Genomic DNA, 26,331 nt, shown 5'->3' with positions numbered 1-26,331 from the left:
TCCAGAGAAACAGCCCCTGTCAAGCCCATTACATCTCAAAACGCTATGTCGCCTTCAGGGATCTCACGAAAGCAGAAAAAAGTAACTGCCTTGAACTAACCGATCACCCGCTTGAACGGCGGCAGTGCGTCGATGATGCGTTTCCCGTAGCGACGCGTGAGCAGGCGCGAGTCGAGAATGATCACGCGGCCGTGGTCGTTGGAACTGCGGATCAAGCGGCCGGCAAACTGCGTGAGCGTACGTAGCGCGTGCGGAATGGCGATCAGGTTGAAGGCATTGTGGCCGCGGCTTTCCAGCCATTCGCTCAAGGTGGAGGTCTGCGGGTCGGTCGGCACCGCGAACGGCACCTGGGTGATGACCACGGTGGTGCAGGCCTCGCCGGGCAGATCCAACCCTTCGCCAAACGAGTTTAGGCCGAACAGCACCGAGCCCTCGCCGGCGGCAATGCGGCGCATGTGTTCGGTGATCAGTTGCGACTTGTTGCCCTCGCCCTGCACCAGCACGCGGTTGCGCTGCGCCAGCGGCATCAGGTCGGCGACTTTTTCCATCTTCCAGCGCGAGGTGAACAGCACGATGCTGCCCTTGGACGTCCAATCCAGTTCGCGCACCAGGTAACGTGCGACTTCCTTCGGGTGGCCTTCGCGATCGTCTGGGGTGACCGGGAAATTGGGCACGATCAATTCGGCCTGATTGGGCAGATCGAACGGCGAGGCCAGCGAAGCCATTTCGGCGTGATCGGGCAAGCCGTTGTCGATGGCGAAGGATTGAAAATCGCCGCCGCCGGTGAGCGTGGCCGAGGTCATCACCACCGAATCCACTTCGTTCCAGATCATCGTGCGCAGCACCTGCGCGGCCGACACCGGCGAGCAATGGCAGATCAGATCGCCATCGCGCGACAAGGTGATCCAACGCGCCATCGGCGGCTGGCCTTCCTTGTCTTCGCGCCGCCAGCCGCTCCACAGATTGTGTTGCTGCTCGGCCATTTCCAGCGCCATGCCGAGACTGCGCTGCAGCCGTTCGCGCGCCGAATCGTCCTGCTTGCCCTTGGCGATCGCACTGTGTGCGGCATGCACCCAGTTGAACAGCGCGCGGGTTTCTTCGCCGAGTTCTTCGATCGCCGGGCCCCACTGCGGCGGCAACTTGCCGTTGGCCGCGCGCCACAGCGGATCGCGCTCGCCGGGTTCGGGCTTCCACACGTGTTCGACTTCGGTGTGGAAGGCCTTGAGCAATTTGGAAACGCGCGCGGCGACCTCGATCGCTTCGTTGGGCAACAGGTTGCCGATCTTGTCCTTGTCCACCGCGCGGTATGCGGCGGCGATGAGAATCTGCAACCGGCCGGTGCGCCTGGCCATGTCGTCCAATGGCAGATTGGCCGCGCCCTGGTCGATCGCCACGCCGGCGATGTGATGGCCTTCGTCGAGTACCAGCAGCATGTCGGCGGGCGGGGCGATCAACGGCTGGCCGTTTTCGGCATCGCCCAGCGACAGCGACGACAGCAGCAAGGCGTGGTTGGTGACCACGATCTGCGCCTCGCGCACGTCGGTGCGTGCCTTGAGCACCGGGCACTGCGCGGCGTAGCTGCAACGGCGGCCCGCACAACCGGAGGCCGGCGTAGTGATGCGCATGCGCAGCGGCACCGAGACCTGTTCGGGCGCGTCGTCCAGGTCGCCGTTCCAGGTACGCGCGGCGTAGGCCTTGGCCAGACGTTTGGCCAGGTCGGCATCGACGGGACTGAGCGGGCGGTCATAGAGCGCCTGCTCGTCTTCAAACATGGCGTTCTGGCTGGTGTCGCCCTCGAGTTCGGCCGCATTCCGGGTGCACAGATAGCGCGTGCGGCCCTTGGCCAGTGCCACGGTCGCTTCCAGCCCGGTGGCCTTGAGGAAGGCGGGGATATCGCGCTCCACCAACTGCGATTGCAAGGCCACGGTGCCGGTGCTGATCACCAGCTTTTTCTTGGTGGCCAGGGCGATCGGCACGCCGGCAGTGAGATAGCCCAGGCTCTTGCCCACCCCGGTCGGCGCCTCGGCGATGCCGATGCCGCCGGAGGTGGCCAGCGCGCGCGAGACCAGGCCGATCATCTGACTCTGCGCCCGCCGCGTGGCGAAGCCGGGCGTGTTGGCCTGCAGCTTGGCGTAAGCCTCGCGGATGCTGGCCTTGACCGGATCGGTCAGGCTGCGCTGGGGAGGGACGGGCGCCGACGGCGCGGCCGGTGGGGCGACTTCACTCATCGCGCTATTTTCGCACGGACCGGTGCAGCGGCTGCGACCGGCGTGCGGAACAACTGAACGCAGTTGTCTTGCTAAGAGCGGCCATCAAACTACTGCGCAGTTTTGTTAGCCACTCTAGGTGCGTCGCGGCCAGGCGTAGCGCGCCCACACCACGCCGATCACCACCATCGCCAGGCCCATGACCAACATGCCGGCGCCCACACCGGTCGGCCCGAAGCGTTCGTACAAGCTGCCGCCCCGGTTGACCGCCGCCAGGTTGTCCGGATACAGCAGCGTCCAGATGCCTTGGCCACTGCTGACCAGGCCGACCACGGTCAGCCCCAGGGCCTTGATCGGAATCATGGCCGCTCGCTGGCTGCGGGCGGTGAGCGTTGCAGGCTGCGCGCCAGCGTCCACACCAGCACGCCGATGCCCACCGCCTGCACGGCCATCAGCACGAAATGTGCGACACCGACCACCACGCTGATCTGGCGCACATTGCCTTGTTGCAGCAACAGCATCGGAATGGCCTGAAAGGCGACTTCGGCCAGCAAACAGCCCAGCAGCACCCACAGCGCGGCCAGCCCGGCGCGCCGCAGCGACCCGCGTTGGGCACGCCACAGCAGCACTAGCCCCAACAGCAAGGCGATCAACAGCGGCACGCGCGACAGCAGGCTGGTGACCAGGGTCAGCAGGATATCGGTGGCGGTCACGCTGCCCACCTCAATCGGCGCTGATCAGGACGGTATCGCGTGCGCGCAGCGCGGCGTAGACCGGGTTGGTGTCCGGGCGCACGCCATGCCACAACGCAAAACTCTCGGCAGCCTGCTCGACCAGCATGCCCAGGCCGTCGATGGCGTAGCGGCATTGCGCCGCACGTGCCCAGGCCAGGAAGGCGATGGCGGTTTCGCCATAGTTGAGATCGACCGCTGCGGTGAGGCTGTTGACCAGCCCCAGCGGCAGCGAGAACGCACCAGCGTCGCGATCGCGCCCCGCGGCCGTGGCATTGACGATCAGCTCGAAGTCGCCAAGATCGCGCAGATCTTCGATATAGCGCGACGTCACCCGCGCCGGTTCACCCAGCGCATCGCACAACGCATCGGCGCGCTCGGGCGAGCGATTGACCACCACCATTTCGGTGATGCCGGCTTCCAGCAATGCCGGCGCCACGCCACGTGCGGCGCCTCCGGCGCCCAGCAGCAGCACGCGACGACCGCGCAGATCCAGGCCGTGACGATCGGTGAGGTCGCGCACCAGGCCGGCGCCATCGGTGTTGTCGCCCTGCCACTGGCCGTCGTTGCGCACCAGCGTGTTGACCGCGCCAGCCAGCCGCGCGCGATCGCTCAGGCTGGCCGACAACGCACAGGCAGCCTCTTTCAGCGGCAGCGTGACGTTTGCCCCCTTGCCGCCTTCATCGGCGAAGCGCTCCAGTGCGGCGGTGAACTCCTCCGGCGGCGCGTCGATGGCGATGTAGTCCAGCGCGATGCCGGTCTGCTTCCCGAAGTCGGCGTGGATGGCCGGCGACAGCGAATGGGCGACGGGGTGACCGAACACGGCATAACGGGATACGGGCATGAAACGTTCTCTGGTTGACTAGACTGTGCGCGACTTTAGGCAGGAACACCGCATGCAATACCGATGGACGCTGCTCGCGCTGGCGGCAAGTTTACTCTTCGTCCCGGCTGCGTCGGGGCTTGCCGAGTTCGGCATCGAAGGCATGGGCGTGGTCTCCACGCCGGCCAACGAAGCACGTGCCACGTTGAGCCCGGACCGCCAGCGCATCGTCTGGGCCAGCGACCGCGCCGGGGGTGCCGGCGGCTGGGATCTGTGGCAGGCTCAACTGAGTGGCGGGCGCTGGCAGGGCGCGCAGCCGCTGCCGATCAACAGCGCGCAGGACGAGACCTCGCCGCTGTTCAGTGCCGATGGCCGCTGGCTGCTGTTCGCCTCCACCCGGCCTGGCGGTGCCGGCGGCTCGGATCTATACCGGGCGCCGGTGGATGCGCAGGGCCGGATCGGTGCGGTGCAATCGCTGGGCGCGGCGATCAACAGCCGGAGCAACGAGCGTTCCCCGACGCTATCGCTGGACGGCACGCGCCTGCTGTTCGCCAGCGATGGGCACGGCGGTGCCGGTGGCATGGACGTGTTCGTGGCGCGCTGGGACGGGCAGGCCTTCGTTGCACCGGTGCCGTTGAGCGACATCAACAGCGCTGCCGATGAGCTGGATGCGGCCTGGCTCGGCGATGGGCGCGGGTTGGTGTGGGCGCGCGGGCAGACAGATGGGCCCAGCCAGTTATTGCTGGCGACGTGCAAGAACGGGCATTACGGCGCGGGCCAGACATTGCCGCTGTCGTTCAACGGGCCGCAGGAACGCACCTTCGGGGCGGTGGTGGATGCGGCCAAGCCGGGCGAGTTGCTGGTAACCGGCAGCGCGCGTGCACCGCGTGCGGGGCAACTGGATATCTATCGGATGAAGGCACCGGTTGTGGAGGGGGATGCAAGTTGCCGTTGAGGGTGGATGGATGCGCGAAATCAGACTGAGAGCGGCTGAGAAAACTTACGTCACGCCGGTCCGTTGCAGGACGGATGATCTGGGTCTTCGCTGCAGGGTGGCTGAGCTGCGGCAGATTTGTGGATTGGCTGCAGGGCCCTTGCCCGCCCACCATCGCGGGACACGCCGCAAGTGAAGGAGCGTTTAGACAATGCAGATAGATCACTTGTAGAGCCGATGATCTTCGGCTTGGCAGCAGGGCCCTTGCCCGCCCACCCTCGCGGGACACGCCGCAAGTACGTCCCTGTAAGCTCTTACGCGGCATCCATGCCGCGTAAGGTCCCGCGACGGTGGGCGGGCAAGGACCTGTCGAGATAGTCGGTACGCATGGTTGCAAGCAAGGCATGGTGTGTTGTTTGGATAACGCTGCGGCCGATCAGCTTCGCAACGCAAAACGCAACGCGATCAACAGGTAGGCCTTCATCAAACTACCGACCAACTCTCTGGTGCGGTGTCCTCATCGATTGCGGGACCGTGTGGCGGTATGGATGCCGCCACCGAGCCTCCAGGGACGGATTCACGGCGTGTCCCGCGAGCGGTGAGGGCACCGCGCACTCGACCAACCAGGCTTTTGACGTGTTGTCAGCCCCTCTAAGACTGCGACGCAGCGGACCTGATCGCACTCAATACACATCGCGCCGATAACGCCCCGCTGCGGTCAACGACTCCAATCGCGTCTCGCCTAAAATCTCGCGCAGCGCAGCATCGACTTCGCGCGCCATGCTGTCCAGGCTGCCGCAGACGTACATCACTGCGCCGCGATCGATCCAGTGGCGTAGCGCATCGCCGGCTTCGCGCAGTTGATGCTGCACGTAGCGCTTGTGCGCCTGGTCGCGCGAGAACACCCAATCCAGTTGCTGCAGATGACCACTGCCCTGCCAGGCCTGTAGTTCGTCGGCAAACAGCCGGTCGTGCGCGGCATGACGTTCGCCGAACAGCAGCCAATGCCCGTGTACGCCTGCGAGTTCAGCCTCGCGCAACAAGCTGCGCAAGCCGGCGATGCCGGTGCCGTTACCGATCAGCACCATCGGCGCTTGTTCGACGCGATGGAAACCGGGATTGGTGCGTAGACGCGCACGCACCGGCGCGCCCACAGGTGCATGGCAGATCAGCCAACCCGAGCCCAGACCGGGACTGCCATCGGCGCAGGTGGTCAGGCGCACGACGGCAGTTGCGGTGCCATCGGCCGGCACGCTGGCCAGCGAGTAATCGCGGGTGGGGAGCCAGGCGCAGGCATCCAGCCATGTTTGTGGATCGGGCGTGGAGGCCGGCGGCGTTGCCGGCGCTTCCGGCAACACGCGCTCGGCGGCGGCGTGATCCAGCGGCAGCAGCTGCGCGTCCACATGCACCAGCGCATCGGGGGGCAACCCCCACGCGGCCAGGCAGGCGCGCACCTGCACGTCGGCATGCGCGGGCTGCACCTCTAGGATGTCGCCAGCCTGCCAGTGCGCATCGGCCGGTGGATGCAGATCGATGCGCCAGATCGGCGCGCCTTCGCTGCCCGGGTTCAGGTGGGTGCGCGATGACAGTGTCCAGTGCATCAAGGTCGGCCGCGCCAGCGGGATTACGGCAACCGGTGCGCCGGCGATCTGCCCCAACTGCGCATGCCACTGCGCCAGCGCCTGCGGATCGGCGTTGTCCATTTCCACCGCGGGGAACAGGGGCTGCGCGCCTTGCGTATTCAACCACTGCTCGATCCGCCGCGAGAACCCGCAGAACTGCGCATATTGACGGTCGCCCAGCGCAAGCACCGCATACGCCAACTGCGGCAACGCCAGGCGCTGACGCAACAACGCGCGCTCGAAGCCGCGCGCCGTATCCGGCGGCTCGCCGTCGCCGAAGGTGCTGATCACAAACAGTGCATGCCGGGTGCCTTGCAGATGCTGCGCGTCGAGGTGCGCCAGCGAGCGCACCTGCACCGGCAGACCGGCGGCCTGCAGATGCCCGGCGGCCTGCCAGGCCAGGCGCTCGGCGAATCCGCTCTGGCTGGCAAACCCGATCAGCCACGGCTCTGCTTGCGAGGCCGCCGGCGCGGCTTGCAGCACATCGCGCGCGGCACGTAATTCGCGCTTCTTGCGGCGGCGATCCAGGTACAGCATCCAGCCGGTGACGAAGAACACCGACATGCCAACGCTGGCCAACATCACCACGATGCGGCCCGGCAGCCCGAAGAAACTGCCCGAATGCAGCGGAAACATGCTGACCAGCAACTGCTGCCCGTACGGCAGCAATGCGTAGTCCTGGCGTTTCAACAGCGTGCCGCTCGCCGGATCGATTTCCAGATTGTCGTAAGCACGATCGTGGTCGGGATGATCGGGCAGGAACCGCGCGCTCAGCGGTTGCCCGGCGCGAGGGGGAATACGCAGATCCAGCGCAGACGTGCGCGTTGCCGGGACCGAATCCAGAGTGCGCTGCACGGCTGCGAAATCCACCGTCGCCGGCCGATGATCGCGCCCGTCGCCGCGCATCGCCGGCTCGGTGCCGAGCAAGGCCACCATGCCATCGCGATACCAGGTGTAGGACCAGGTCAGCCCGGTCAGTGCGACCACTAGATAGACCAGCAGACACCAGGTGCCGAACACTGCGTGCAGGCTCCACAGAAAACTGCGCCCCTGCCGACGCCATTCCACCGCCCACCAGGTGCGCAGACTCCACCAACGTCGCGGCCAGCGCAGATACAGGCCCGATGCGCAGAAGAACAGCAGGATCAAGGTGCTTGCACCGGTCACTGCCTGGCCGCGCTTGCCGGCAGTCAGATGACGATGCAGATCTTCGATAAATGCAAACGCGCCACTCAACCGGGGAGCGGCGACCTTCTCGCCGGTATAGGGATCGAAGTACACCCGGCCGCCGCCCTTGCCGGCCAGGCGTGCGGTGGACGGACGCGCGCCGGTAGGGTCGATCAGCATGCGCGTGACCGCCTGCTGCTGATCCAGATCGAGCTTGCGCAGCAACGCGTCGATCGGCATCGGCCGCTCGCCCGCCGCATGCCGCTCGGCCAACTGCGCGATGGCCGGATTGGCCAACCGCACGATCTCGTTTTCGAAGGACATCAACGCGCCGGTCAGCCCCATCACCGACAGCACCAGCCCGGCGGTGATGCCGAGCAACCAGTGCAGTTGGAACAGAACGGTCTTGAGCACGCGCGAGCAGCCTGGAGCAGTGGGCTCGCCATTGTAGATGAGAATCGTTATCGCAGTTTGGGGCACGGCTGGCGGTGCCGCGGCACTCGAATGCGGCACGCCACGCTTGATTACTGCTCGATCACCACCGTCATCCGCGTGCCTACTGGCTGCACGGGAATCAGCCCTCGCGCAACCAACGCGCCACTTGCGGCGCGAAATAGGTCAATACGCCATCGGCGCCGGCACGCTTGAACGCTATCAGCGCTTCCAGCACGCAGCGGCGCTCGTCCAGCCAGCCGTTGGCGGCGGCGGCCTTGAGCATCGCGTACTCGCCGCTGACCTGATACGCGAAGGTCGGCACGCGGAACTCTTCCTTCACCCGCCGCACCACATCCAGATACGGCATGCCTGGCTTGACCATCACCATGTCCGCGCCTTCTTCCAGGTCCAGCGCAATCTCGCGCATGGCCTCGTCGCTGTTGGCCGGGTCCATTTGATAGGTGGTCTTGTCGGCCTTGCCCAGATTGCCGGCGCTGCCCACCGCATCGCGGAACGGGCCGTAAAACGCCGAGGCATACTTGGCCGAATACGCCATGATGCGCACGTTGAGATGGTCCTGCGCATCGAGCGCGCGGCGGATCGCACCGATGCGGCCGTCCATCATGTCCGAGGGCGAAATGATGTCCACGCCCGCTTCTGCATGCGACTGGGATTGCCTGACCAGCGCCTCAACGGTGATCTCGTTGAGCACATAGCCCTTGGCGTCGATGATGCCGTCCTGGCCATGCGTGGTGTACGGGTCCAGCGCCACGTCGGTCATGATGCCGAGCTCCGGGAAGCGCGCTTTCAGCGCACGCACCGCGCGCTGCGCCAGACCGTCCGGGTTCCAGGCTTCGGCGGCGTCCAGACTCTTGCCGGATGGGTCGATCACCGGGAACAGATCGATCACCGGAATACCCAGTTTCAGGGCCGCTTCGGCCTCGCGCAGCAACTCGTCCAGCGACAGGCGTTCCACGCCCGGCATCGACGCAATCGGCGCACGGCCGGGCAACTCATGCACGAACACCGGCCAGATCAAATCGTCGGTGGTCAAGGTGTTTTCGCGCATCAACCGACGCGAAAACGCATCGTGGCGCATGCGGCGGGGACGGTAGTGGGGATGGGCCATCATGGGCTCCTGTCAGCAGCCGGCAAGTTTACGCCCGCCATCTGTCGCTAGACGCGCTGCGACGCTGTGTCGCAGCACTGCAACGGGGTCAGATCACCCCACCGCCCAGGCCCAGGCGGATCACCCCGACCACGATCACCACGGCATTGAGCAGCAAGCCGGTCTTGGCACGCCCGCGGTTGCCGGCCGAGGTAAACAGCAGCGCGATCGCCGCGATCAGCGCGCCCACCGCCGCAAACGGAATCAGGAACCAGTTGCCCCAACCCAACAGGGGGATAAAGGCCAGAACCATCCACAGCAGCGCCACAATGCCCCACAGCAGGCTGATCAATCCCACGTGTCACCTCGTCATTCATAGTAAGGCCTGAGCTTAGCGCCGCGCCCGCCAAGACGCAGTGGGCAGGTGGTCACCCTGACCAATGGCGGCTTGGCGGCAGCCTCACATGGGCATGGCTAGGGTGCGGCAAAGTCCGGCGCGATTCAGTCCGGGCGCCGGATCATCGCTGTCACTGTCGTTCAACAGGGGGCTTCACCATGAACAAGCATGTCGTCATCGCCGCTGGGCTCGCCATGCTCCTGGCCGGCTGCGCCAGCAGCTCCAAGGTCATGCTGGGCCAGGCGCGTGCGCCGATCGACCCGGCGCAGGTCCAGGTGTACTCCAACGCCCCGGTCGGCTCGGTGGAGATCGCCCAGCTCGAATCCACCAGCGCGGCCGGCTTCGGCACCCAGGGCCAGACCGATGCCGCCGTCATGCGGCTGAAGCGCGAAGCCGCCAAGCTCGGCGCCAACGGCGTGGTCATCGTCGGCGTAGGCTCGGAACGCTCCGGCGGCGGCCTGTCGGTGGGCGGCGGCAGCTACGGCGGCCGCGTCGGCGGCGGGCTAGGGATCGGAATCCCGACTACGCAGAAACGCGCGGCTGGTATGGCGATCTGGGTGCCGGCGGGTACGCAGCAACGCTCTGCGCCGGATGTATCACCTCCAGCTCGCTAAGGCGATCTACGCGAGGATTCGAAAGCTTCTGCGAAGGCATTACGCCAGGGCGCGATGGTTGGCTGATTCAAGCTCCATCGCGCCCTAATGTTTTTCACGCGGCATCTTCTTACGCTGAGTTGAACCGCTTAGCGCTTGCCTTGCTGCGCAGGAACAAACTGCGTCTCCACCGCCTTCGCCAGCTGATCCGGCGGGAGCAGGCCTTGGTCTAGCAGAAAGTTGTTGAAGGCCAGGCGGTCGAACTTCTTGCCTAGTGCCAATTCGGTGCGCATGCGCAGTTCGAGGATGCGGGTGTAGCCGTAGAAGTAGCTGCCGGCCTGGCCGGGGGCGCGGACGGTGTAGCGGTCCAGTTCCTGGCGGGTCATGGCCGGCGAGAGGCCGACGTCGTCTTCGAGTACCTGGCGGGCGCGTTCGCGGTCGATCAGGCCGAGGTTGAGCATCGGGTCGAGCATGGCGCGGGCGGCGCGCAGCAGGCGGAACTGCAGGGCGATCAGCTGGCCGTCGAGTGGTTCGTACGGCACCATTTCGGCTTCGGCATACAGCGCCCAGCCTTCGACGTTGACCGAGTTGAACGCGAACATGCTGCGCGCCAGCGAGACGCCGCGTTCGACCATGGCGGTGAACTGCAGTTCGTGGCCAGGGCGGCCTTCATGTGCGCTGAGCGTCCAGGCAGCCGAGCCGAAGTTGAAGTCGTCGTACTGCTCCTTCTTGGCGCCATCGGCGGTCGGGTTGCCCAGTGGCAGCACGAACTGGCCCTGCTGGCCGGTGTTGCCGATCAGCGGTGCGGGCAGGAAATGCGGTGCCGGTTGGGCAGCGCTTTCGGCGGCGCTGCCCAGGCGCATCTGCATCGGGCGCTTGGGCACATCGACGATGCGCTGCTGACGGATGATCGGGTCGATCTGGTCGATCACGCCGCGGTAGTGGGTTTCCAGCTGGTCGTCGGCGATGGTGTTGCCCTTGAGCGCGCGGATCACCTGCACGTAATCGCTGCCCTGCACGCCCTTGGCCTTGGCCACCAGCGGGGCGAGCTGTTGCATGACCGAGCGGGTTTCCATGAATTCCAGCTGCGCGCGCTGGATCAACTGCTGCGGGGCGATATCGATGCCGACCTGCTTGAGCTGGAACGCGTACAGCGGCTCGGGCAGGCGGGTGTCCTTGCGCGCCTTGGGCAGCACGTTGGTGCGGGTCCAGTTGGCGTAGTCCTTCAACTGGGTGGACATCGCCTTGAGCGCCTCGTCGGCGCCGGCGATCTTGTACTTGGCGAACAACTCGCCGATGCCGGCGACGTAGGTGTCCACGTTCGCCAGCGCCTGCTCCACTTCGCGTTCGGTTGGCTGCAGCAGGGCTTTGTTGCCTAGTTGTTCTTCATAGCGCTGGCGGGCCAGCGTAGTGGTCGGGGTGCTGCCCGGCACCAGGCCGACGTAACGCTTGAGCCGGTCCAGCGCCTTGGCGCGGCGCTCGGGCACGGTCTGGTCGGACAACAACCCGTTGAGGCCACTGAAGACCAGCTGCGGTGCGTCGTTCCACGGCAACAGGTAGCGCTCGTTGAGCTCGCTGCCTTGGATGTTCTGTTCGGCCGCGCCGATCATGATCTGCAGATCCTGGCGCACGTTGGCATCGCGCTCGGTCGCCAGCTTGGCCTGCAACGCGGCACGCGCCTTGCTCATCGAATCGCGATAGCGCGCGGCATTGTCCGGGCCCAGGTCGATGACCTGGTCGTCGTAGCCAGGCACGCCGAAGAAGCTGGCGTATTCGGGCTGAAACGGGGCCTGCGCAGTGAGCAGGATCTGTGCGTAGCCGTTGCTGGTCTGTACCCAGGCCGGCGTCGGGCGTTGGGCCGGCGCGGCCTTGGTCGTCTGGCTCTGGGCCGGGGCTTGGGACACCGGCAACGCGGTGCCCAGAACGAGCGCGACAGCAACGACAAGTGGTTTCATGGAAAGGCATCTGCAGGGAGAAGTAGCGCGACCCTACCCATCTGCGGCGGTGGCGGCAATGCGTCTTAGGTCATGGCTGGCAAGGCGGCGGTTGCGCGGTGGGCAACAGACTGATCGGATCGGCCTGTGCGCTGGCGAATGTCAACGTCTGGTACGTCCAGCGGCCGTGCCTGCGTGTGGCGTCCACTTGCACACTGCCCTGCCCGCGCGGCCCGTGCAGGCCAACACTGAAATGCGCTTCCCCTAGTGGACCGACGTAGCTGACGCTGCCGTCGGGCAGAAAAGCCTCGTCGATCGGCGTGCCCAGCGCTTGCATCACCCGTGTATCGGAGCGCGCGATGTGCAGCGCACCGCAGTACACATCGCTGGATTTCACCGCCCCGGTGATCACGTAGACCAGCGCGCCGACCACCAGCGCCAACACCAGAAACAGCGACAGCCCGATGCCGGGCACGATCCATTTCCAGTTGCGGCTCCAGAACTCGGGTGCTCGCACGCCGCGTTGCGGTGACCCTGGAATCAGTGGCGGGAGTGACATGGCAGGTCCTTTGCAGTGCGGTGAGCAACGGTTGAGGGGGGGCAGCTGGCCGCAACCACGCGTGCCTGTCAGTCGCACAAGAATGCCGACCCAGCACCGCTGGCGGAAGAACGGCAGACGTTGCGCCGACGCGGTGGCGCTTGTGTGTGATGGCCACAGGTGTAGCGCACCGCATCGATCACGATGAACACCAAGACCTCAGTGAGCTGGCTGCGGCAACCGCGCAGCCAGCCGATGTCTGGATTACGGCATCAAGCAGCGCTGGATAAAGGCCTCTGCGGTCTTGTAACGATGCAAGGCTGTAGCGCCTGACAGGCCGTGCTTGGCGCCGGGATAGGTCATCAGTTCGAAGGCGGTTCCGCGCTGCTGCAGGTCGCTCATCAGCGCAGTGGAATTGGTGAACAACACGTTGTCGTCGGCCATGCCGTGGATCAGCAGCAGTTTGGCGCGCAGGCCGTCCAGATGAGTAGCGATGCGTGCGTGGCGGTAGCCGTCGGCGTTGCCGGCCGGCAGGTCCATGTAACGCTCGGTGTAGTGCGTGTCGTATAGCCCCCAATCGGTGACTGGTGCGCCGGCCACGCCGCAGGCATACGCATCGCTGTGTTTGGCGAGCAGCATCAAGGTCATGTAACCGCCGTTGGACCAGCCCTGCACGCCGATGCGTGTGGGATCGACCCAGCGCTGCGCCTTGAGCCAGGCCACACCCTGCAGTTGGTCGTCCACTTCAACAGTGCCCTGCTTGCCGTACAGCGCGCCACCGAAGTCGCGGCCGCGCCGCGGGGTGCCGCGATTGTCCAGCGAGAACACCACATAGCCGCGCTGGGCCAGGTATTGATCGAACAACGCATCGCCACGGCTCGGCCAGGCATCGAGCACCGTCTGCGCGGCGGGGCCGCCATACACGTACACCATCACCGGATAGCGCTTGGCCGGGTCGAAGTTGTCCGGCTTGATCAGGCGATACTGCAGCGGAGTCTTGCCATCGGCAGCGGTGAGCGTGCCGAATTCCACCGGGCGCTGCGCGTCGCGGTACTTGGCGTAAGGGTGCTGCGGATCGGCCAGATCGTTCTTGAGCAGCGTGGCAATTTTTTCGCCATTGGCGCGGAACAGCTCGATCTGCGGCGGCGTGCTGGTGTTGGACCAGCTATCGACATAGACGCTGGCATTGCTGGCGAAACTGGCTGCGTGCGTGCCGTTGGTTTTTGAACGTTTTTCGATCGCACCGCCGGCCAGCAGCACGGCGTAGATGTGGGTCTGGGTCGGAGACTCCTTGCTTGCGGAAAAGTACACCGTGCCGGCGTGCTCATCGACGGCGAGCAGTGCGTCGACCACCCAGGCGCCGGAGGTCAGCGGCGTGAGCGTGGCGCCGTCTTCGGAGGCAATGTAGAGATGCTCGTAACCGCTGCGCTCGGAGTTCCAGACAAAGCGGCCGTCCTTGAGAAAACGCAGGTCGTTGTTGAGCGGCACCCAGGTTGGCGAGGTCTCGGTGATGAGCACGCGCTGCTTGCCGCTGGCAAGCGTGGTTTCGATCAGCTCGAGTGTTTTCTGATCGCGCGATTGGCGTTGGAAGGTCAGCCGTTGCGGGTCGCGCCAGTCCACGCGGGCGAGATAGATATCGGAGTTGTTGCCCAGATCGATCCAGCGTGGCGTCGCACTGGCACGCGGTGCGATCACGCCCAGTTGCACGGCCACATTCGGTTGCCCTGCTTGCGGATAGCGCTGTTCGATCACCTCGGTGTGGTCGGCATAGACTTCCGGGCGTTTCTGCACCGGTACGCCGGATTCGTCGATGCGCGCGAAGGCAATCGCCGAATCGTCCGGCGCCCACCAATAGCCGGTGTGGCGATCCATTTCTTCGTCGGCGACGAACTCGGCCACGCCATTGCCGATGGTCTCGCTGCCATCGCGGGTGAGCTGCAGCTGTTTGCCGCTGGCCAGATCGATCACCCACAGATTGCGTTCACGCACGAAGCTGACAAAGCCGCCTTTGGGGGAGAGCTTGGCGTCGGTGGCGAAGCCTTCGCCGTGGGTGAGTTTGCGCACCGCCGCCGCGCCGATCTTGTGCAGGTCGTACAGGTACAACTCGCCGCCTAGCGGGAACAGCAACGCGTGCGCGTCCGGCGCCCATTGGTAATCGACGATGCCGGCGAAGGCGGCGATGCGTTGGCGTTCGCGGCGGGCCTTTTCGACATCGCTCAAGACTTCGGTGCCGGGCAATACGACCTTGGAATCGACCAGCAGGCGGGTCTGGCCGCTGGCGATGTCGTACTCCCACAGATCCAGCTGATTGCGGTCGCTATCCTTGCCGCGCAGGAAGGTCACGCGCGAACCATCGGGGGCGACCTTGGGTTTCATCAGCGTCGGGCCGGACAGCGGCAACGGGCCGGTGATGGCGTCGAGGGTGAGTTTTTCGGCGTGGGCGGTGGTGATCGTGCTGAGCATGAGGGCAAGGGCGGCGAACAGGGAACGCATCGAAGATCCTGTCTGAAGACTGCGCACAGGATGCGGGGGTACTACGGATTTGAGAAGCGCGGCGATCCTGGCGTTGGCCGCTCAGGCGTGTGCGCGTGGGGATGGATGGTGCCGGGGATGTGCATGCATCGTGAGATGTCTGGGGGCGGTGGGGACTAACGCGTCGCTACGCGTGGCGAGGGAGCGCTATTGGGGGTTCGCTGTCAGTCTCCGGCGACGCCGTACCCTCACCCCAACCCCTCTCCCGAGGGGTGAGGGGCTTTGTGCAGATGCGTGTGTTGATTGGCTGCGCGTTCTGCAACGCTACTGCGCGTATCGCCGCCTTCAGCGCTTGCCGAACAAATGCTTGCGCTCTTCCTCGCCCAGCGGCTTGCCGGCGTTTGGGTTGACCTGGTCCTTGAGCGCATAGGCGCGCTGCGTGGCCGGACGCGCGGCGATGGCGTCGTGCCAGCGCTTGAGATGCGGGAAGGCGGCGTAGTCCGGCTTGAGGTCGCCATAGACCTCGATCCAGGGGTAGCTGGCCATGTCGGCGATGCCGTACTCGGGGCCGGCCAGGAACGCGTACTCGGCCAGGCGCTTGTCGAGCACGCCGTGCAACCTGCGCACTTCGGCGTTGTAGCGCTCGATCGCGTAGGGAATCTTTTCCGGCGCATAGACGTTGAAGTGGCCCATCTGGCCGCTCATCGGCCCCAGCCCGCCCATCTGCCAGAACAGCCATTCCAGTGCGGCGATGCGGCCGCGGGCATCGCGCGGCAGGAAGCGGCTGGTTTTTTCGGCCAGGTACAGCAGGATCGCGCCGGATTCGAACACGCTCTGCGCGGGGCCGCCATCGGCCGGTGCTTGGTCGACGATCGCCGGCATCTTGTTATTGGGCGAGATCTGCAGGAAGGCCGGTTCGAACTGTTCGCCTTTGCCGATGTTGACCGGCTTGAGCGTGTAGTCCAGCCCGGCTTCTTCCAGGAACAAGGTGACCTTGTGGCCGTTGGGGGTGGGCCAGTAGTACAGGTCGATCATCGGGTGCTCCAGTTCGCAAAGGGTTTGCACGCAGCTGCGTGCCGTGGCGTTCGATGGTACGACCAAGCCCGCTACCAGCGCGTGCGCTCGCCGTGGCGCCGAGTGGAACGATGTGTGACGCGATTGGGTCGCGACCGATGCTGCAGTGCAAATTGACTTCGTTAAGCCTGCGCTAACAAATGCGTGATTGTTTCATCGACCTTTGCCAGTCCTGACTTGGGGCCGGCTTTTTTTCGCTTGGGGAAGAAATCATCGTGAGAGAGCTACGCACCCTGCCGCGCACACGGCGCTTGACGTCTGCCTTGTTGTTCGCATTGTCGACGCCGCTGGCTGCGCAAACCGCGCCGGCGCCGCAGTCGGCCTCGACCGTCCCCGGCTCCAGCCAGGCCGACCCCGCCACGCTCGATACCGTGCAGGTCAGCGGTATTCGCGGCAGCCTCACTTCGTCGATGAACGTCAAGCGCGATGCGCAAGGCATCGTCGACGGCATCGTGGCCGAGGACATCGGCAAGTTCCCCGATACCAACCTGGCCGAGTCGCTGCAGCGCATCAGCGGCGTGTCGATCGACCGCTCGCTGGGCGAAGGCTCGCGCGTGACCGTGCGTGGCGTCGGCCCGGACTTCAACCTGGTGCTGTTGAACGGCCGGCAGATGCCTGGCGCCAGCATCGAAGAATCCAATGCCTCCAACTCGCGTGCGTTCGACTTCGCGAACCTGGCGTCCGAGTCGATCTCCGGCATCGAGGTGTTCAAGACCAGCCGCGCCAGCACGCCCACCGGCGGCATCGGTGCCACCATCAACATCAAGACCGCCCGGCCGCTGGACAACCCGGGCATGCATGCCAACGTGGGCCTGAAGGGCGTGCACGATGCGTCCAACGAGAACCTGCCGGGCCGCCTGCAGGGCGATGCGCTGACGCCGGAAATCTCCGGCATCTTCAGCAACACCTCGGCCGATGGACGCTTCGGCGTATCGCTCAGCGGCAGCTACCAGGAACGCGACTTCGGCTACAGCCAGGTCGGCGTACCCAACGGCTGGCGCTCGTTCCGTGGCGACTCCACCGCTTACGGCACCATCCCGCAGCCAGGTGCGCCGGGCTCGGAGAACATCGTCAACCGCCCCGGCCCGAACGACATCTATTCGGTGCCGCAGAACCTCAACTACCGCGTGGTTGGCGTCGAACGCCAACGCACCAACGGGCAGCTGGTGCTGCAGTACAAGCCGCTGGACAACATCACCACCACGCTGGATTACACGTACTCGGAAAACAAGATCCAGCAGCAGCGCAACGAAATGTCGGTGTGGTTCAACTACGGCCCCTCGGCCAGTGCCTGGACCAACGGTCCGGTGGCCGGCCCGATCACCTACTCCGAATTCGTCAACCCGGCCACCAGCGATCTGGCCACCGCCGGCTCCAACGCGGCCACGCGCAACCAGAACAAGTCGCTGGGCTTCAACGTGGATTGGGCGGTGACCGATCAGTTCAAGCTCAACTTCGACATCCACCGCTCCACCGCCGAAGCCGGTGCGGACAGCCCGTACGGCTCGAGCAATTCGCTGGGCGTCTCGGGCTTTTACCGCGGCACCTCGGTGGTGGATTTCAGCAAGGATTTCCCGGTGTTGCAGCAGCAGTTGGGCTTCGGCCTGAACGGGCTGGATCCGTCGCGCACCTTGGTCACCGGCTCGGCATTCCGCAACAGCTACATGAAGTCGGAGATCGACCAGGCCCAGGTCAACGGCGACTTCACCTTCGAAAATTATTCGCAGTTGAAGTTCGGTATCGGCAGCACCGAGGTCAAGAACCGCTCGGCGTTTTCCAACGTGCAGCGCGATACCTGGGGCGGCAACGGCACCGCGGCCGATTATCCGGACGATCTGTGGATTCCGAGTTCGTTCGCGCAGTATTTCGATGCGATCGACGGCAGCGGCAATCCGGCGCAGTTCAACCAGCTGTTCCTGTTCGACTTCGAGCGCGCCCGTCAGGCCGCCGCGCAAGCGGCGGGCGATGAAGCGCTGTACCGCATCTCGCCGGTGTTCACCACCGACCGCCGCGTGACCGAAAAGTCCAAGAACGCCTACCTGCAGTGGAACAACAGCTGGGACGATCTGCGCGTGCCGATCAGCCTGGCCGCCGGTGTGCGTTACGAAGAAACCAAGGTGGACGCGCAGGCACTGGTGCCGGTGGCGGTGGGCATCGACTGGGTCGCCAACAACGAGTTGCCGATCCGCCTGGCTGATTCTGCGTTCGCCAGCGGCAGCGGCAAGTACGAATACTGGCTGCCCAGCCTGGACCTGAGCTTCAAGCTCACCGAGGATCTGGTGCTGCGCGGCAGCTACGGCGAAACCATCGGCCGTCCCGGCTGGGGCGACATCCAGGGCGGACAGACGCTCAACCAGATCGCGCGCCTGGAAGGCGGCACCGGCCAGGAAGGCAACCCCGGCCTGAAGCCGCTGCTCTCGCACAACATCGATTTCTCGCTGGAGTGGTACTACAGCGATGCCAGCTACGCCTCGGTGGGCTTCTTCCGCAAGAACATCGACAACTACATCGGGGTGACCACGCGCAACGACACCTCGCTGGGATTGAACACCCCGGTGGGCGGTGCGTACTGGAACGAAGCGCTGGGCAACGGCTGCGCCTCGGCCGACCTGACCTGTATCCGCAACTACATCTTCCGCAACCGCGGCGGCGCGCCCGGCGTGGTGCGCGGAGCCGACGATGCCAACGGCAATGCCACCGGCGTGATCAGCGGGCAGCCCGGCGACCCGGTGGCCAACTTCGCCATCACCGCGCCGGCCAACCAGCGCTCGGCGTCGCTGGATGGCTGGGAATTCAACCTGCAGCACATGTTCGGCGACAGCGGCTTCGGCGTGTCGGCCAACTACACCATGGTCGACTCCGGGCTGACCTACAACAACGCAGTGATCGGCGAGCAGTTCGCGCTGGAAGGCCTGAGCGATTCGGCCAACGTGGTCGGCTTCTACGACCGGGATAAGTGGCAGGTGCGTGCGGCCTACAACTGGCGCGACGAGTTCCTGGCCGCACGCTTCGACGGCAGTGGCCAGCCCAACCCGGTCTATACCGAAGCCTATGGTCAGCTGGATCTGAGCATCGGGTATCAATGGACCGAGAACCTGTCGCTGAGCCTGGAGGCGATCAACCTCACCGACGAAGTGCAGCGTCAGCATGGCCGTCACCCGAACCAGATCGTCTATGCCACCCAGACCGGCCCGCGCTACATGTTGGGCGTGCGCTACAAGTTCTGGTAAGCCCGCGCGTTGGTCATGCAGTGATGCGCTTTTAAGCGCTCTCGGCAGCCAGTCTGCCGGAGCGTCTCGCACGGCTCTCTCCTGGCGGTTCCCGGATGTGTTGCATCCGGGACTTGCCACGCCGAAGCAACTGTCCAAGCATGGGCCACGCGCCCCGCGTGATGTGTCACTTTCTCCCATGACCAATGCCGTGTTGTTGAACAATCTCGATCACCGCGATCTGCGCGTGATCACCACGCACGGCGCCGCCTTCGGCGATGACGTGATGTCGGCTGCGACGTTTCCGCAGGAATTTCGCCAGCTGCAGGCGCAGTACCCGATCGTGTTCCATCGCAGTGGCGAGCGCAGTTTTCAGCCGCTGGCGTTGCTGGGCCTGCGCCTGGGCGAAAACCTGTTTCTGGACGGTGCACGCTGGGATGCGCCGTACGTGCCGCTGGCGATTCAGCGCCAGCCATTCCTGATCGGCGAGCAAGCGGACGGGCCGATGGTGCACGTGGATCTGGACAGCCCGCGCATCAGCCGCACCGACGGCGAGCTGCTGTTTCGCGAACACGGCGGCACCAGCGAGTTTCTCGACCGCATCAGCCAGGTGTTGCGCACCTTGCATGATGGCCTGGCGGCGAGCGAGGCCTTCGTCGCACGCTTGCTCAGCTACGATCTGCTGGAACCGTTCGTGTTCGAGGCCACGCTGGAAAACGGCCTGGAATGCCGCCTGGCAGGGCTCTACGCGGTGCACGAAGAACGCCTGCGCGCGCTCGACGATGCGGCATTGCTCGCGTTGCACCGGCACGGCGATCTGGAACCGCTGTACATGGCGGTGGCCTCGATCGCGCAGTTCCGCCATCTACTCGACCGCATGCAGCGCCACCATGCTGGCTGAGCCGCGCGCCATCGAAGAATTGCACGGGCTGAACCCGCAACAGCTGGACCCGGCCGTGCTGCGCTCGACCACGCCGTTGGTATTGCGCGGGCTGGTTCGCGACTGGCCACTGGCGCAGGCCGGCGCCACCTCTGCGCATGCTGCGGCCGCGTACCTGCGCGGTTTCGATCGCGGCGAAGCGGTGGTGGCGCAGGTCGGTCCGCCGGAGATCGGTGGGCGCTTCTTCTACAACGCGGACATGAGTGGCTTCAACTTCCGCCCCGAACGCGTGCCGCTGGCCGTGGTGCTGGACACCCTGCTGCGCGATCTGCATCACGCGCAGCCACCGGCGATCTACGTCGGCTCCACCACGCTGGACACCTACCTGCCCGGCCTGCGCGCGCACAACCCGATCGCCCTGCCGCAGAGCGAACCATTGGCCAGCATCTGGATCGGCAACCGCACCCGCATCGCCGCCCATCAGGACCTGCCCGACAACCTGGCCTGCGTGGTCGCCGGGCGGCGTCGCTTCACCTTGTTTCCGCCCACGCAATTGGCCAATCTCTACATCGGCCCGCTCGACCTCACCCCGGCCGGGCAGCCGGTCAGCCTGGTCGATATCGCCGCGCCGGATCTGCAGCGTTTTCCACGCTATGCGCAAGCGCTGGAACACGCATTGGTGGCCGAGTTGGGACCGGGCGATGCGTTGTTCATTCCCAGCATGTGGTGGCATCACATCGAAGCGCTGCAGTCCTTCAACGTGCTGGTGAATTTCTGGTGGCGGCAGAGCCCGGCCTACATGGATTCGCCGATGAACGCGCTGATGCTGGCGCTACTCACCATCCGTGACCTGCCAGCGGAGCAACGCGCGATCTGGCAGGACGTATTCGAGCATTACGTGTTCGATGCCGACACGCACACCGCCGCGCATGTACCGGAGGCGGCGCGCGGGGTGCTGGCACCAATGGACGAGACCCGTGCCCGCAGCCTGCGCGCGCGCTTGCTGCAACGCCTGAATCGCTGAGGATCACTCGCCATGCCCGACACCCCGTCTTCCGATCCGCAACAGCGCCCGGTGCGCCGCGTCGTCATCGCCGGTGGTGGTACCGCCGGCTGGATGGCCGCTGCGGCCTTGTCGAAAGTGCTGGGCCGGCAATTGCAGATCACCGTGGTGGAATCGGACGAGATCGGCACAGTGGGCGTTGGCGAAGCCACTATCCCCAGCCTGGTCACCTTCCACCGCCTGCTGGAGATCGACGAGGCCGCGTTCATGGCCGCTACGCAGGCGACCATCAAGCTCGGCATCGGCTTCGAGCATTGGCGCGCTGTCGACCGGCACTACATCCATTCCTTCGGCCACACCGGTACCGATCACTGGAGCGCAGGCTTTCAGCATTTCTGGTTGAAAGGCCGGCAGCGCGGCGTGGCGCGCGACTTCGGCGACTACTGTCTTGAGCTGCGCGCCGCGCAGGAAGGCCGCTTTGCGCATCTGCCCAACGGCGGCATGAATTACGCCTATCACCTGGATGCCGGTCTGTACGCGCGCTTCCTGCGCCGCTTCAGCGAAGGCTTCGGCGTGCAACGTATCGAAGGGCGCATCGGTCACGTAGAGACCGACGCGCATAGCGGCTATCTCACTGCGCTAACGCTGGAAAACGGCACGCGGGTGGAAGGCGATCTGTTTCTGGATTGCACCGGCTTTGCCGGCCTGTTGATCGGCAAGACGCTGGGCGTGGGCGCGGACGATTGGTCGCACTGGTTGTTCGCCGACAGCGCGCTGGCGGTGCAGACCGAATCGGTTGGTGCTCCGGTGCCCTACACCCGCTCGCGCGCCGATCAGGCCGGCTGGATGTGGCGCATCCCGCTGCAGCACCGGATGGGCAACGGCATCGTGTATTCCAGCCGCTACATGGACCAGGACAGCGCTGCGCAGGTCTTGCAGCGCAATCTCACTGGCCGCGCGCTGACGCAGCCACGCGCGTTGCGTTTCACACCGAACCAGCGGCATCGGGTGTGGGAAAAGAACTGCGTGGCGCTGGGCCTAGCCAGCGGGTTTCTGGAGCCGTTGGAATCGACCAACATCCATCTGATCCAGCGCGGCATCATCCGTTTGATGCAGACCTTTCCGCAGGTCATCAACGATAGCGATATCGCCGAATACAACCGCCAGGCGGCCGAAGAAATCACCCATATCCGCGATTTCGTGATCCTGCACTACCACGTCACCGAGCGCCGCGATACGCCGTTCTGGCGCGACTGCGCGGCAATGCAGATCCCCGACACGCTGCGGCATCGGGTGGAGCTGTTCCGCCAGAGCGGCCGGGTGTTCCATCAGGCCAACGAACTGTTTGCCGAGAACTCGTGGGTGCAGGTGATGCTGGGCCAGGGCATTACGCCGAAGCAGCACCACCCGGTGGCCGACCTGATGGGCGATGCCGAACTCAGTCATTTTCTCGAGAACATCCGCACGCGGGTCGATGCGGCATTGGTACGGCTGCCCGCGCATGCGGACTTTCTGCGGCGCTACTGCCCCGCTCCGCCATTGCCCGAGCCGGCTACGCGGCTGCCTGCCACTCCGGTGCTCGCCACCCCGGCGGCATGACATTGCGCCCGACCTCGGCGCACCCCTTGGCTTAGACCGCCCCAGCAATGCTAGATTGCCGCTTTGCCGTCCATTGCGGGAACAGTGGCCGGCGCTCGCCGCAGCAACATTATCTATCGCACTCGGGGTAAGGGGGACGCATGTTGGATCTGACACAGGGCCGTATGGCACGCCGGATCGCGCCAGTCATTTTGCTGGTTGGCCTGGCCGCTTGCTCCAAGCAGGAAGACAAGGCCGCCACCACCGCGCCGGCCACCGGCGCCACGCCTGCGGCACCGGCCGCCGCGCCCACGCCAGCCACGGCGGTATCGCCGCAGGTGAAGTCGATGGCCGCCGACCAGCTGCGCGCATCGGCCACCAAGGCGCTGCAGGACAACCGCATGTACGCCCCGGCCGGCGACAACGCGGTGGAGTACTACCTGGCACTGCGCGAGAAGCAGCCGCAGGACGCCACCGTCAACAGCGCGCTGACCGATCTGATGCCGTACACGCTGATCGCAGCCGAACAGGGCATCAGCCGCGAAGAATTCCCCGAAGCGCAGCGCCTGATCGCGCTGATCGAAAAGGTCGACCCCAAGGCACCGGCACTGCCGCGCCTGAAGACCGGCCTGGAAGCGGGCATGAAGACCGCCGCCAGCCGCTCCGAGCAGGATGCCGAGCAAGCCAAGAAGCTGGTCGAAGACAAGGCCAAGCAGGCGGCCGAACAGAAGCGTCTGGCCGAGCAGCAGACACGCGAGGCGGCCGCTGCGCAGCAGATCGCCGCGCAACAGGAAGCCGCGCGTCAGCAGAGCGCCGAAGCCGAGCGCCAGGCCGCGGCGCGCCGTCAGGCCGAGACGCCGGCCCCGGCCCCGGCCGCCACGCGCCCGGCACCTGCTGCTGCGCCTGCCGCTGCTGCACCGAGCGCGCAGTCGCTGCGCCCGATCAGCACCCCGGCACCGCGCTACCCACCCGAAGCGCTGCGCGCCGGCACCTCCGGCGAAGTGCTGGTGGAACTCACGGTCGGCACCGACGGCTCGATCACCGCCTCGCGCGTGCTGCGCGCCAATCCGCCGCGGGTGTTCGACCGCGAAGCCCTCAACGCGGTCAAGCGCTGGCGCTTCGAGCCGGTGGCCGCACCGGTGACCACGCGGCGCACGCTGTCGTTTAACCCGGGTGGTTGAGTGGGGCGTTGGGCGATCGAGTAGTTCTGCATGCGGCTGAGTGAGTCCGTTGGTTGCTTGATTGCTTGGTGGTTGATTGCTTGGTGGTTGGTTGGTTGGTTGGTTGGTTGGTTGGTTGGTTGGTTGTTGGCTCATGGCTCATGGCTCATGGCTCATGGCTGCCGATGATCGATGCACTGCACTCCCGGCAAATGCCGGGCGCCAAATAAAAAGCCCGCAGCGATGCGGGCTTTTTGTTGGTTAGTCATCCGTACCCTCATCCGCCCTTCGGGCACCTTCTCCCGAGGGGAGAAGGATTAAAGCCCCTCTCCCGTCGGGAGAGGGGTTGGGGTGAGGGTACGGCGGCGAAGTGGACATCACGAACTTGATAGACAACAGCCACATTGCACACAAATCAACAATCGTAGCTGCGCATTCGCACCAGCAATCCGTACCCTCATCCGGCGCTGCGCGCCACCTTCTCCCGGTGGGAGAAGGAACATCACCCAGAAATCGCCAACCGCTCCTGGTGATACCGCCGCACCGCCGCGTACCACAACACCGCCGCTACGCCGAAGCCAGCCAACAGATACACCGCCCAGGTCTGCGCGTTGATCTGCTCATGGCGTATCACCTTCAGCAGCATCTGGTTCTGCGCCAGAAACGGCACCGCGAAGTGCCACAACTGCGTCTTCAGCGGATACGCCATCAGCGCATAGCCCGGCAGCATCGGCAGCAGCAGCAGCCAGGTCATGTGCGCCTGCGCTTCCTTCATGCTCTTGGCGGCAGCGGCCAGATAGGTCAGCAGCGAGGTGCCGACGAACAGCATCGGGACCAGGATGAAGAGCATCTGCAACATCGGCAAAAAACCGACATTGAGCTGGCGCCCCAGGTTCGAGGTGGACAACTGCGCACTCAGCTTGAACGCCAGCAGCGTGAGCAACAACGACACCATGCCGATCACGCAGGCAGCGGCGATCTTGCCGCTCACAATCGCGCTGCGTGGCGCCGGTGTGGCCAGCAAGGGTTCCAGCGACTGGCGTTCGCGCTCGCCGGCGGTGGCATCCAGAATCAGCGAGGCGCCGCCCAGAAACGAGGTGATCACCAGCAGCACCGGCAGCAGCATCGCCATCATCTGCCCACGCTTGGCGTCGGCGGTGGCCAGGTCCTGGGCTGCGATTTCCAGTGGCCTGCCCACCTGTGCATCGATGCCGCGCGCCAGCAAGCGCAGTGCACCGACCTGCTGGCTATAGGCGCTGAGTGCGGCCTGCAGCCGCATGCTCGGCACGTCGGCCTCGCGCCGCGTGCTGTCCTTGATGACCTCCACCAAGGCCGGGCGGCCGGCACGCCAATCCTCGGCGTAGCTGTCGCTGATGCGCAGCGCCACATCCACATCCTGGGTGCGGATTGCAGCGGTCAGATCGGCCGGCGCGGCGACCGCATTGAGTCCTTGCGCGGCCAGAAAACGCACCAAATTGGGCGCGTTCTCGCGACCGAGCGTGGGGATCTCCAGCGGCTTGTCGATCTGCGTGCGCACGCGACTTTCGCTCAGTGCGCCCATGCCCAGGATCAGGATCGGGTACAGCAATGGCGACAGCAGCAAGGCCAACGCCAGCGTGCGACGATCGCGGCCGATATCGCGCAATTCCTTGCGCAACACAGTCCACAAGGTGGACAACAACGATGTGGTGCTCATGCGTGCAGTCCCTCGTCCGAGCCGATCGCCTTGACGAAGGCGTCTTCTAGATTGTCTTCACCGGTGGCAGCGCGCAGTTCGTCGGCGCTGCCGCAGGCCACCACCGTGCCCTTGGCGATGATGACGATGCGATCGCACAGCGCCGCCACCTCCTGCATGATGTGGCTGGAAAAAATCACGCAGCGCCCCTCTGCACGCAATTGCTGCAGAAAGCCGCGCATCGCGCGCGTGGTCATCACGTCCAGTCCGTTGGTGGGTTCGTCCAGGATGACGTTGCGCGGGTCGTGCACCAGCGCGCGCGCAATCGCGGTCTTGGTGCGCTGGCCCTGGCTGAAGCCTTCGGTCTGACGATCGAGAATATCGTCCATGTCCAACGCGGCCGACAGCAGCCGCGTGCGCTCGGCGATCTGGGTGCGCGACAGGCCATGCAGCTCACCGAAATAGGCGATGTTCTCGCGCGCGGTAAGCCGCTTGTAGACGCCACGCGCATCCGGCAACACGCCAAGTGCGCGGCGCACCGTGACCGGGTCGCGGGCGGCGTCCACGCCATCCACGCTGACGCTGCCCTGATCGGGCGACATCAGCGTATAGAGCATGCGCAAGGTAGTGGTCTTGCCGGCGCCGTTGGGCCCGAGCAGGCCGGTGATCTGGCCATCGGCGGCGCTGAAACTCACCCCGTCGACGGCTTTCACCAGCCCGGTCTTGGTCTTGAACGATTTGTGCAGGTTGTCGACGACGATCATGCGAGCGCCTCCGTGGCGTGGTCGGTG

At 65.4% G+C, this 26,331-nt stretch carries 20 protein-coding genes; 7 read left to right on the top strand and 13 right to left on the bottom strand.

What is annotated here, in order from left to right; genetic code table 11:
• Positions 1-95: 95 nt before the first annotated feature.
• The 4 genes from dinG to aroE all read right to left on the bottom strand — a co-directional run bounded on the left by dinG (position 96) and on the right by aroE (position 3,782).
• On the bottom strand, positions 96-2,228 hold the full coding sequence (gene dinG, locus FFY45_RS05640; protein ID WP_176339706.1) for an ATP-dependent DNA helicase DinG: 2,133 nt from the start codon (positions 2,226-2,228) through the stop codon (positions 96-98).
• A 114-nt stretch (positions 2,229-2,342) separates the two neighbouring features.
• Entirely contained in the window at positions 2,343-2,570 is a 228-nt protein-coding gene (locus FFY45_RS05635) for a hypothetical protein (RefSeq protein ID WP_115039368.1), read from the bottom strand.
• Positions 2,567-2,929: a hypothetical protein gene (locus FFY45_RS05630; RefSeq protein WP_176339705.1), complete on the bottom strand. Its 363-nt coding sequence runs from the start codon at positions 2,927-2,929 to the stop codon at positions 2,567-2,569. The genes FFY45_RS05635 and FFY45_RS05630 overlap by 4 nt, the downstream gene beginning before the upstream one ends.
• Position 2,930: 1 nt before the next feature.
• Positions 2,931-3,782 (bottom strand): shikimate dehydrogenase, encoded by an 852-nt coding sequence (aroE, locus tag FFY45_RS05625; RefSeq protein ID WP_176339704.1) that lies wholly within the window; start codon positions 3,780-3,782, stop codon positions 2,931-2,933.
• Between the two features lie 52 nt (positions 3,783-3,834).
• Here aroE and FFY45_RS05620 point away from each other — a divergent pair, with 52 nt between their 5' ends.
• Entirely contained in the window at positions 3,835-4,716 is an 882-nt protein-coding gene (locus FFY45_RS05620) for a TolB-like translocation protein (protein ID WP_176339703.1), read from the top strand.
• Positions 4,717-5,378: 662 nt separating this feature from the next.
• Here FFY45_RS05620 and FFY45_RS05615 read toward each other — a convergent pair.
• From FFY45_RS05615 to FFY45_RS05605, 3 genes are all read right to left on the bottom strand, one after another.
• Positions 5,379-7,898: a PepSY domain-containing protein gene (locus FFY45_RS05615; RefSeq protein WP_176339702.1), complete on the bottom strand. Its 2,520-nt coding sequence runs from the start codon at positions 7,896-7,898 to the stop codon at positions 5,379-5,381.
• Between the two features lie 160 nt (positions 7,899-8,058).
• Positions 8,059-9,048, bottom strand: a complete 990-nt coding sequence (gene hemB, locus FFY45_RS05610) for a porphobilinogen synthase (RefSeq protein WP_176339701.1) — start codon at positions 9,046-9,048, stop codon at positions 8,059-8,061.
• Positions 9,049-9,136: 88 nt separating this feature from the next.
• On the bottom strand, positions 9,137-9,379 hold the full coding sequence (locus tag FFY45_RS05605) for a hypothetical protein (protein WP_176339772.1): 243 nt from the start codon (positions 9,377-9,379) through the stop codon (positions 9,137-9,139).
• Positions 9,380-9,582: 203 nt separating this feature from the next.
• Here FFY45_RS05605 and FFY45_RS05600 point away from each other — a divergent pair, with 203 nt between their 5' ends.
• On the top strand, positions 9,583-10,038 hold the full coding sequence (locus FFY45_RS05600) for a hypothetical protein (RefSeq protein WP_176339700.1): 456 nt from the start codon (positions 9,583-9,585) through the stop codon (positions 10,036-10,038).
• A gap of 128 nt (positions 10,039-10,166) precedes the next feature.
• Here the strand turns inward: FFY45_RS05600 and FFY45_RS05595 are convergent, their stop codons facing one another.
• From FFY45_RS05595 to FFY45_RS05580, 4 genes are all read right to left on the bottom strand, one after another.
• Positions 10,167-11,972 (bottom strand): DUF885 domain-containing protein, encoded by a 1,806-nt coding sequence (locus FFY45_RS05595; RefSeq protein WP_176339699.1) that lies wholly within the window; start codon positions 11,970-11,972, stop codon positions 10,167-10,169.
• 70 nt (positions 11,973-12,042) lie between these two features.
• The gene (locus tag FFY45_RS05590) at positions 12,043-12,510 is read right to left on the bottom strand and encodes a cytochrome c oxidase assembly factor Coa1 family protein (protein ID WP_255171869.1); all 468 of its coding nucleotides are present in this window, start codon (positions 12,508-12,510) and stop codon (positions 12,043-12,045) included.
• Between the two features lie 243 nt (positions 12,511-12,753).
• Entirely contained in the window at positions 12,754-14,982 is a 2,229-nt protein-coding gene (locus FFY45_RS05585) for a S9 family peptidase (RefSeq protein WP_176339698.1), read from the bottom strand.
• A 324-nt stretch (positions 14,983-15,306) separates the two neighbouring features.
• Positions 15,307-15,996 carry a glutathione binding-like protein gene (locus FFY45_RS05580; protein WP_176339697.1) on the bottom strand — a complete coding sequence of 230 codons (690 nt, stop codon included), beginning with the start codon at positions 15,994-15,996 and terminating at the stop codon, positions 15,307-15,309.
• A 254-nt stretch (positions 15,997-16,250) separates the two neighbouring features.
• On the opposite strand from FFY45_RS05580, the gene FFY45_RS05575 reads away from it, so the two are divergent.
• The 5 genes from FFY45_RS05575 (at position 16,251) to FFY45_RS05555 (ending at position 23,886) form a co-directional block, all read left to right on the top strand.
• Positions 16,251-19,265 carry a TonB-dependent receptor gene (locus FFY45_RS05575; RefSeq protein ID WP_176339696.1) on the top strand — a complete coding sequence of 1,005 codons (3,015 nt, stop codon included), beginning with the start codon at positions 16,251-16,253 and terminating at the stop codon, positions 19,263-19,265.
• A 178-nt stretch (positions 19,266-19,443) separates the two neighbouring features.
• Positions 19,444-20,145: a SapC family protein gene (locus tag FFY45_RS05570; RefSeq protein WP_176339770.1), complete on the top strand. Its 702-nt coding sequence runs from the start codon at positions 19,444-19,446 to the stop codon at positions 20,143-20,145.
• The gene (locus tag FFY45_RS05565) at positions 20,135-21,148 is read left to right on the top strand and encodes a cupin-like domain-containing protein (protein WP_176339695.1); all 1,014 of its coding nucleotides are present in this window, start codon (positions 20,135-20,137) and stop codon (positions 21,146-21,148) included. Before FFY45_RS05570 ends, FFY45_RS05565 begins: the two co-directional genes overlap by 11 nt.
• A gap of 12 nt (positions 21,149-21,160) precedes the next feature.
• Entirely contained in the window at positions 21,161-22,726 is a 1,566-nt protein-coding gene (locus FFY45_RS05560; protein ID WP_176339694.1) for a tryptophan halogenase family protein, read from the top strand.
• Positions 22,727-22,866: 140 nt separating this feature from the next.
• Complete coding sequence (locus tag FFY45_RS05555; protein ID WP_176339693.1) at positions 22,867-23,886, top strand: energy transducer TonB; 1,020 nt, start codon at positions 22,867-22,869, stop codon at positions 23,884-23,886.
• A 481-nt stretch (positions 23,887-24,367) separates the two neighbouring features.
• Here the strand turns inward: FFY45_RS05555 and FFY45_RS05550 are convergent, their stop codons facing one another.
• Together FFY45_RS05550 and FFY45_RS05545 are read right to left on the bottom strand one after the other, a co-directional pair.
• A complete protein-coding gene (locus FFY45_RS05550) occupies positions 24,368-25,561 on the bottom strand; it encodes an ABC transporter permease (RefSeq protein ID WP_176339692.1) in 1,194 nt (397 codons plus the stop codon).
• Positions 25,558-26,304 (bottom strand): ABC transporter ATP-binding protein, encoded by a 747-nt coding sequence (locus FFY45_RS05545; protein WP_176339691.1) that lies wholly within the window; start codon positions 26,302-26,304, stop codon positions 25,558-25,560. The genes FFY45_RS05550 and FFY45_RS05545 overlap by 4 nt, the downstream gene beginning before the upstream one ends.
• Positions 26,305-26,331 lie beyond the last annotated feature (27 nt).

This window comes from Xanthomonas hortorum, assembly GCF_011305375.1.
GTDB lineage: Bacteria > Pseudomonadota > Gammaproteobacteria > Xanthomonadales > Xanthomonadaceae > Xanthomonas > Xanthomonas hortorum_E.
Note: the sequence above shows the minus strand (reverse complement) of the source record. Positions and strands in the feature narration are given on the sequence as shown.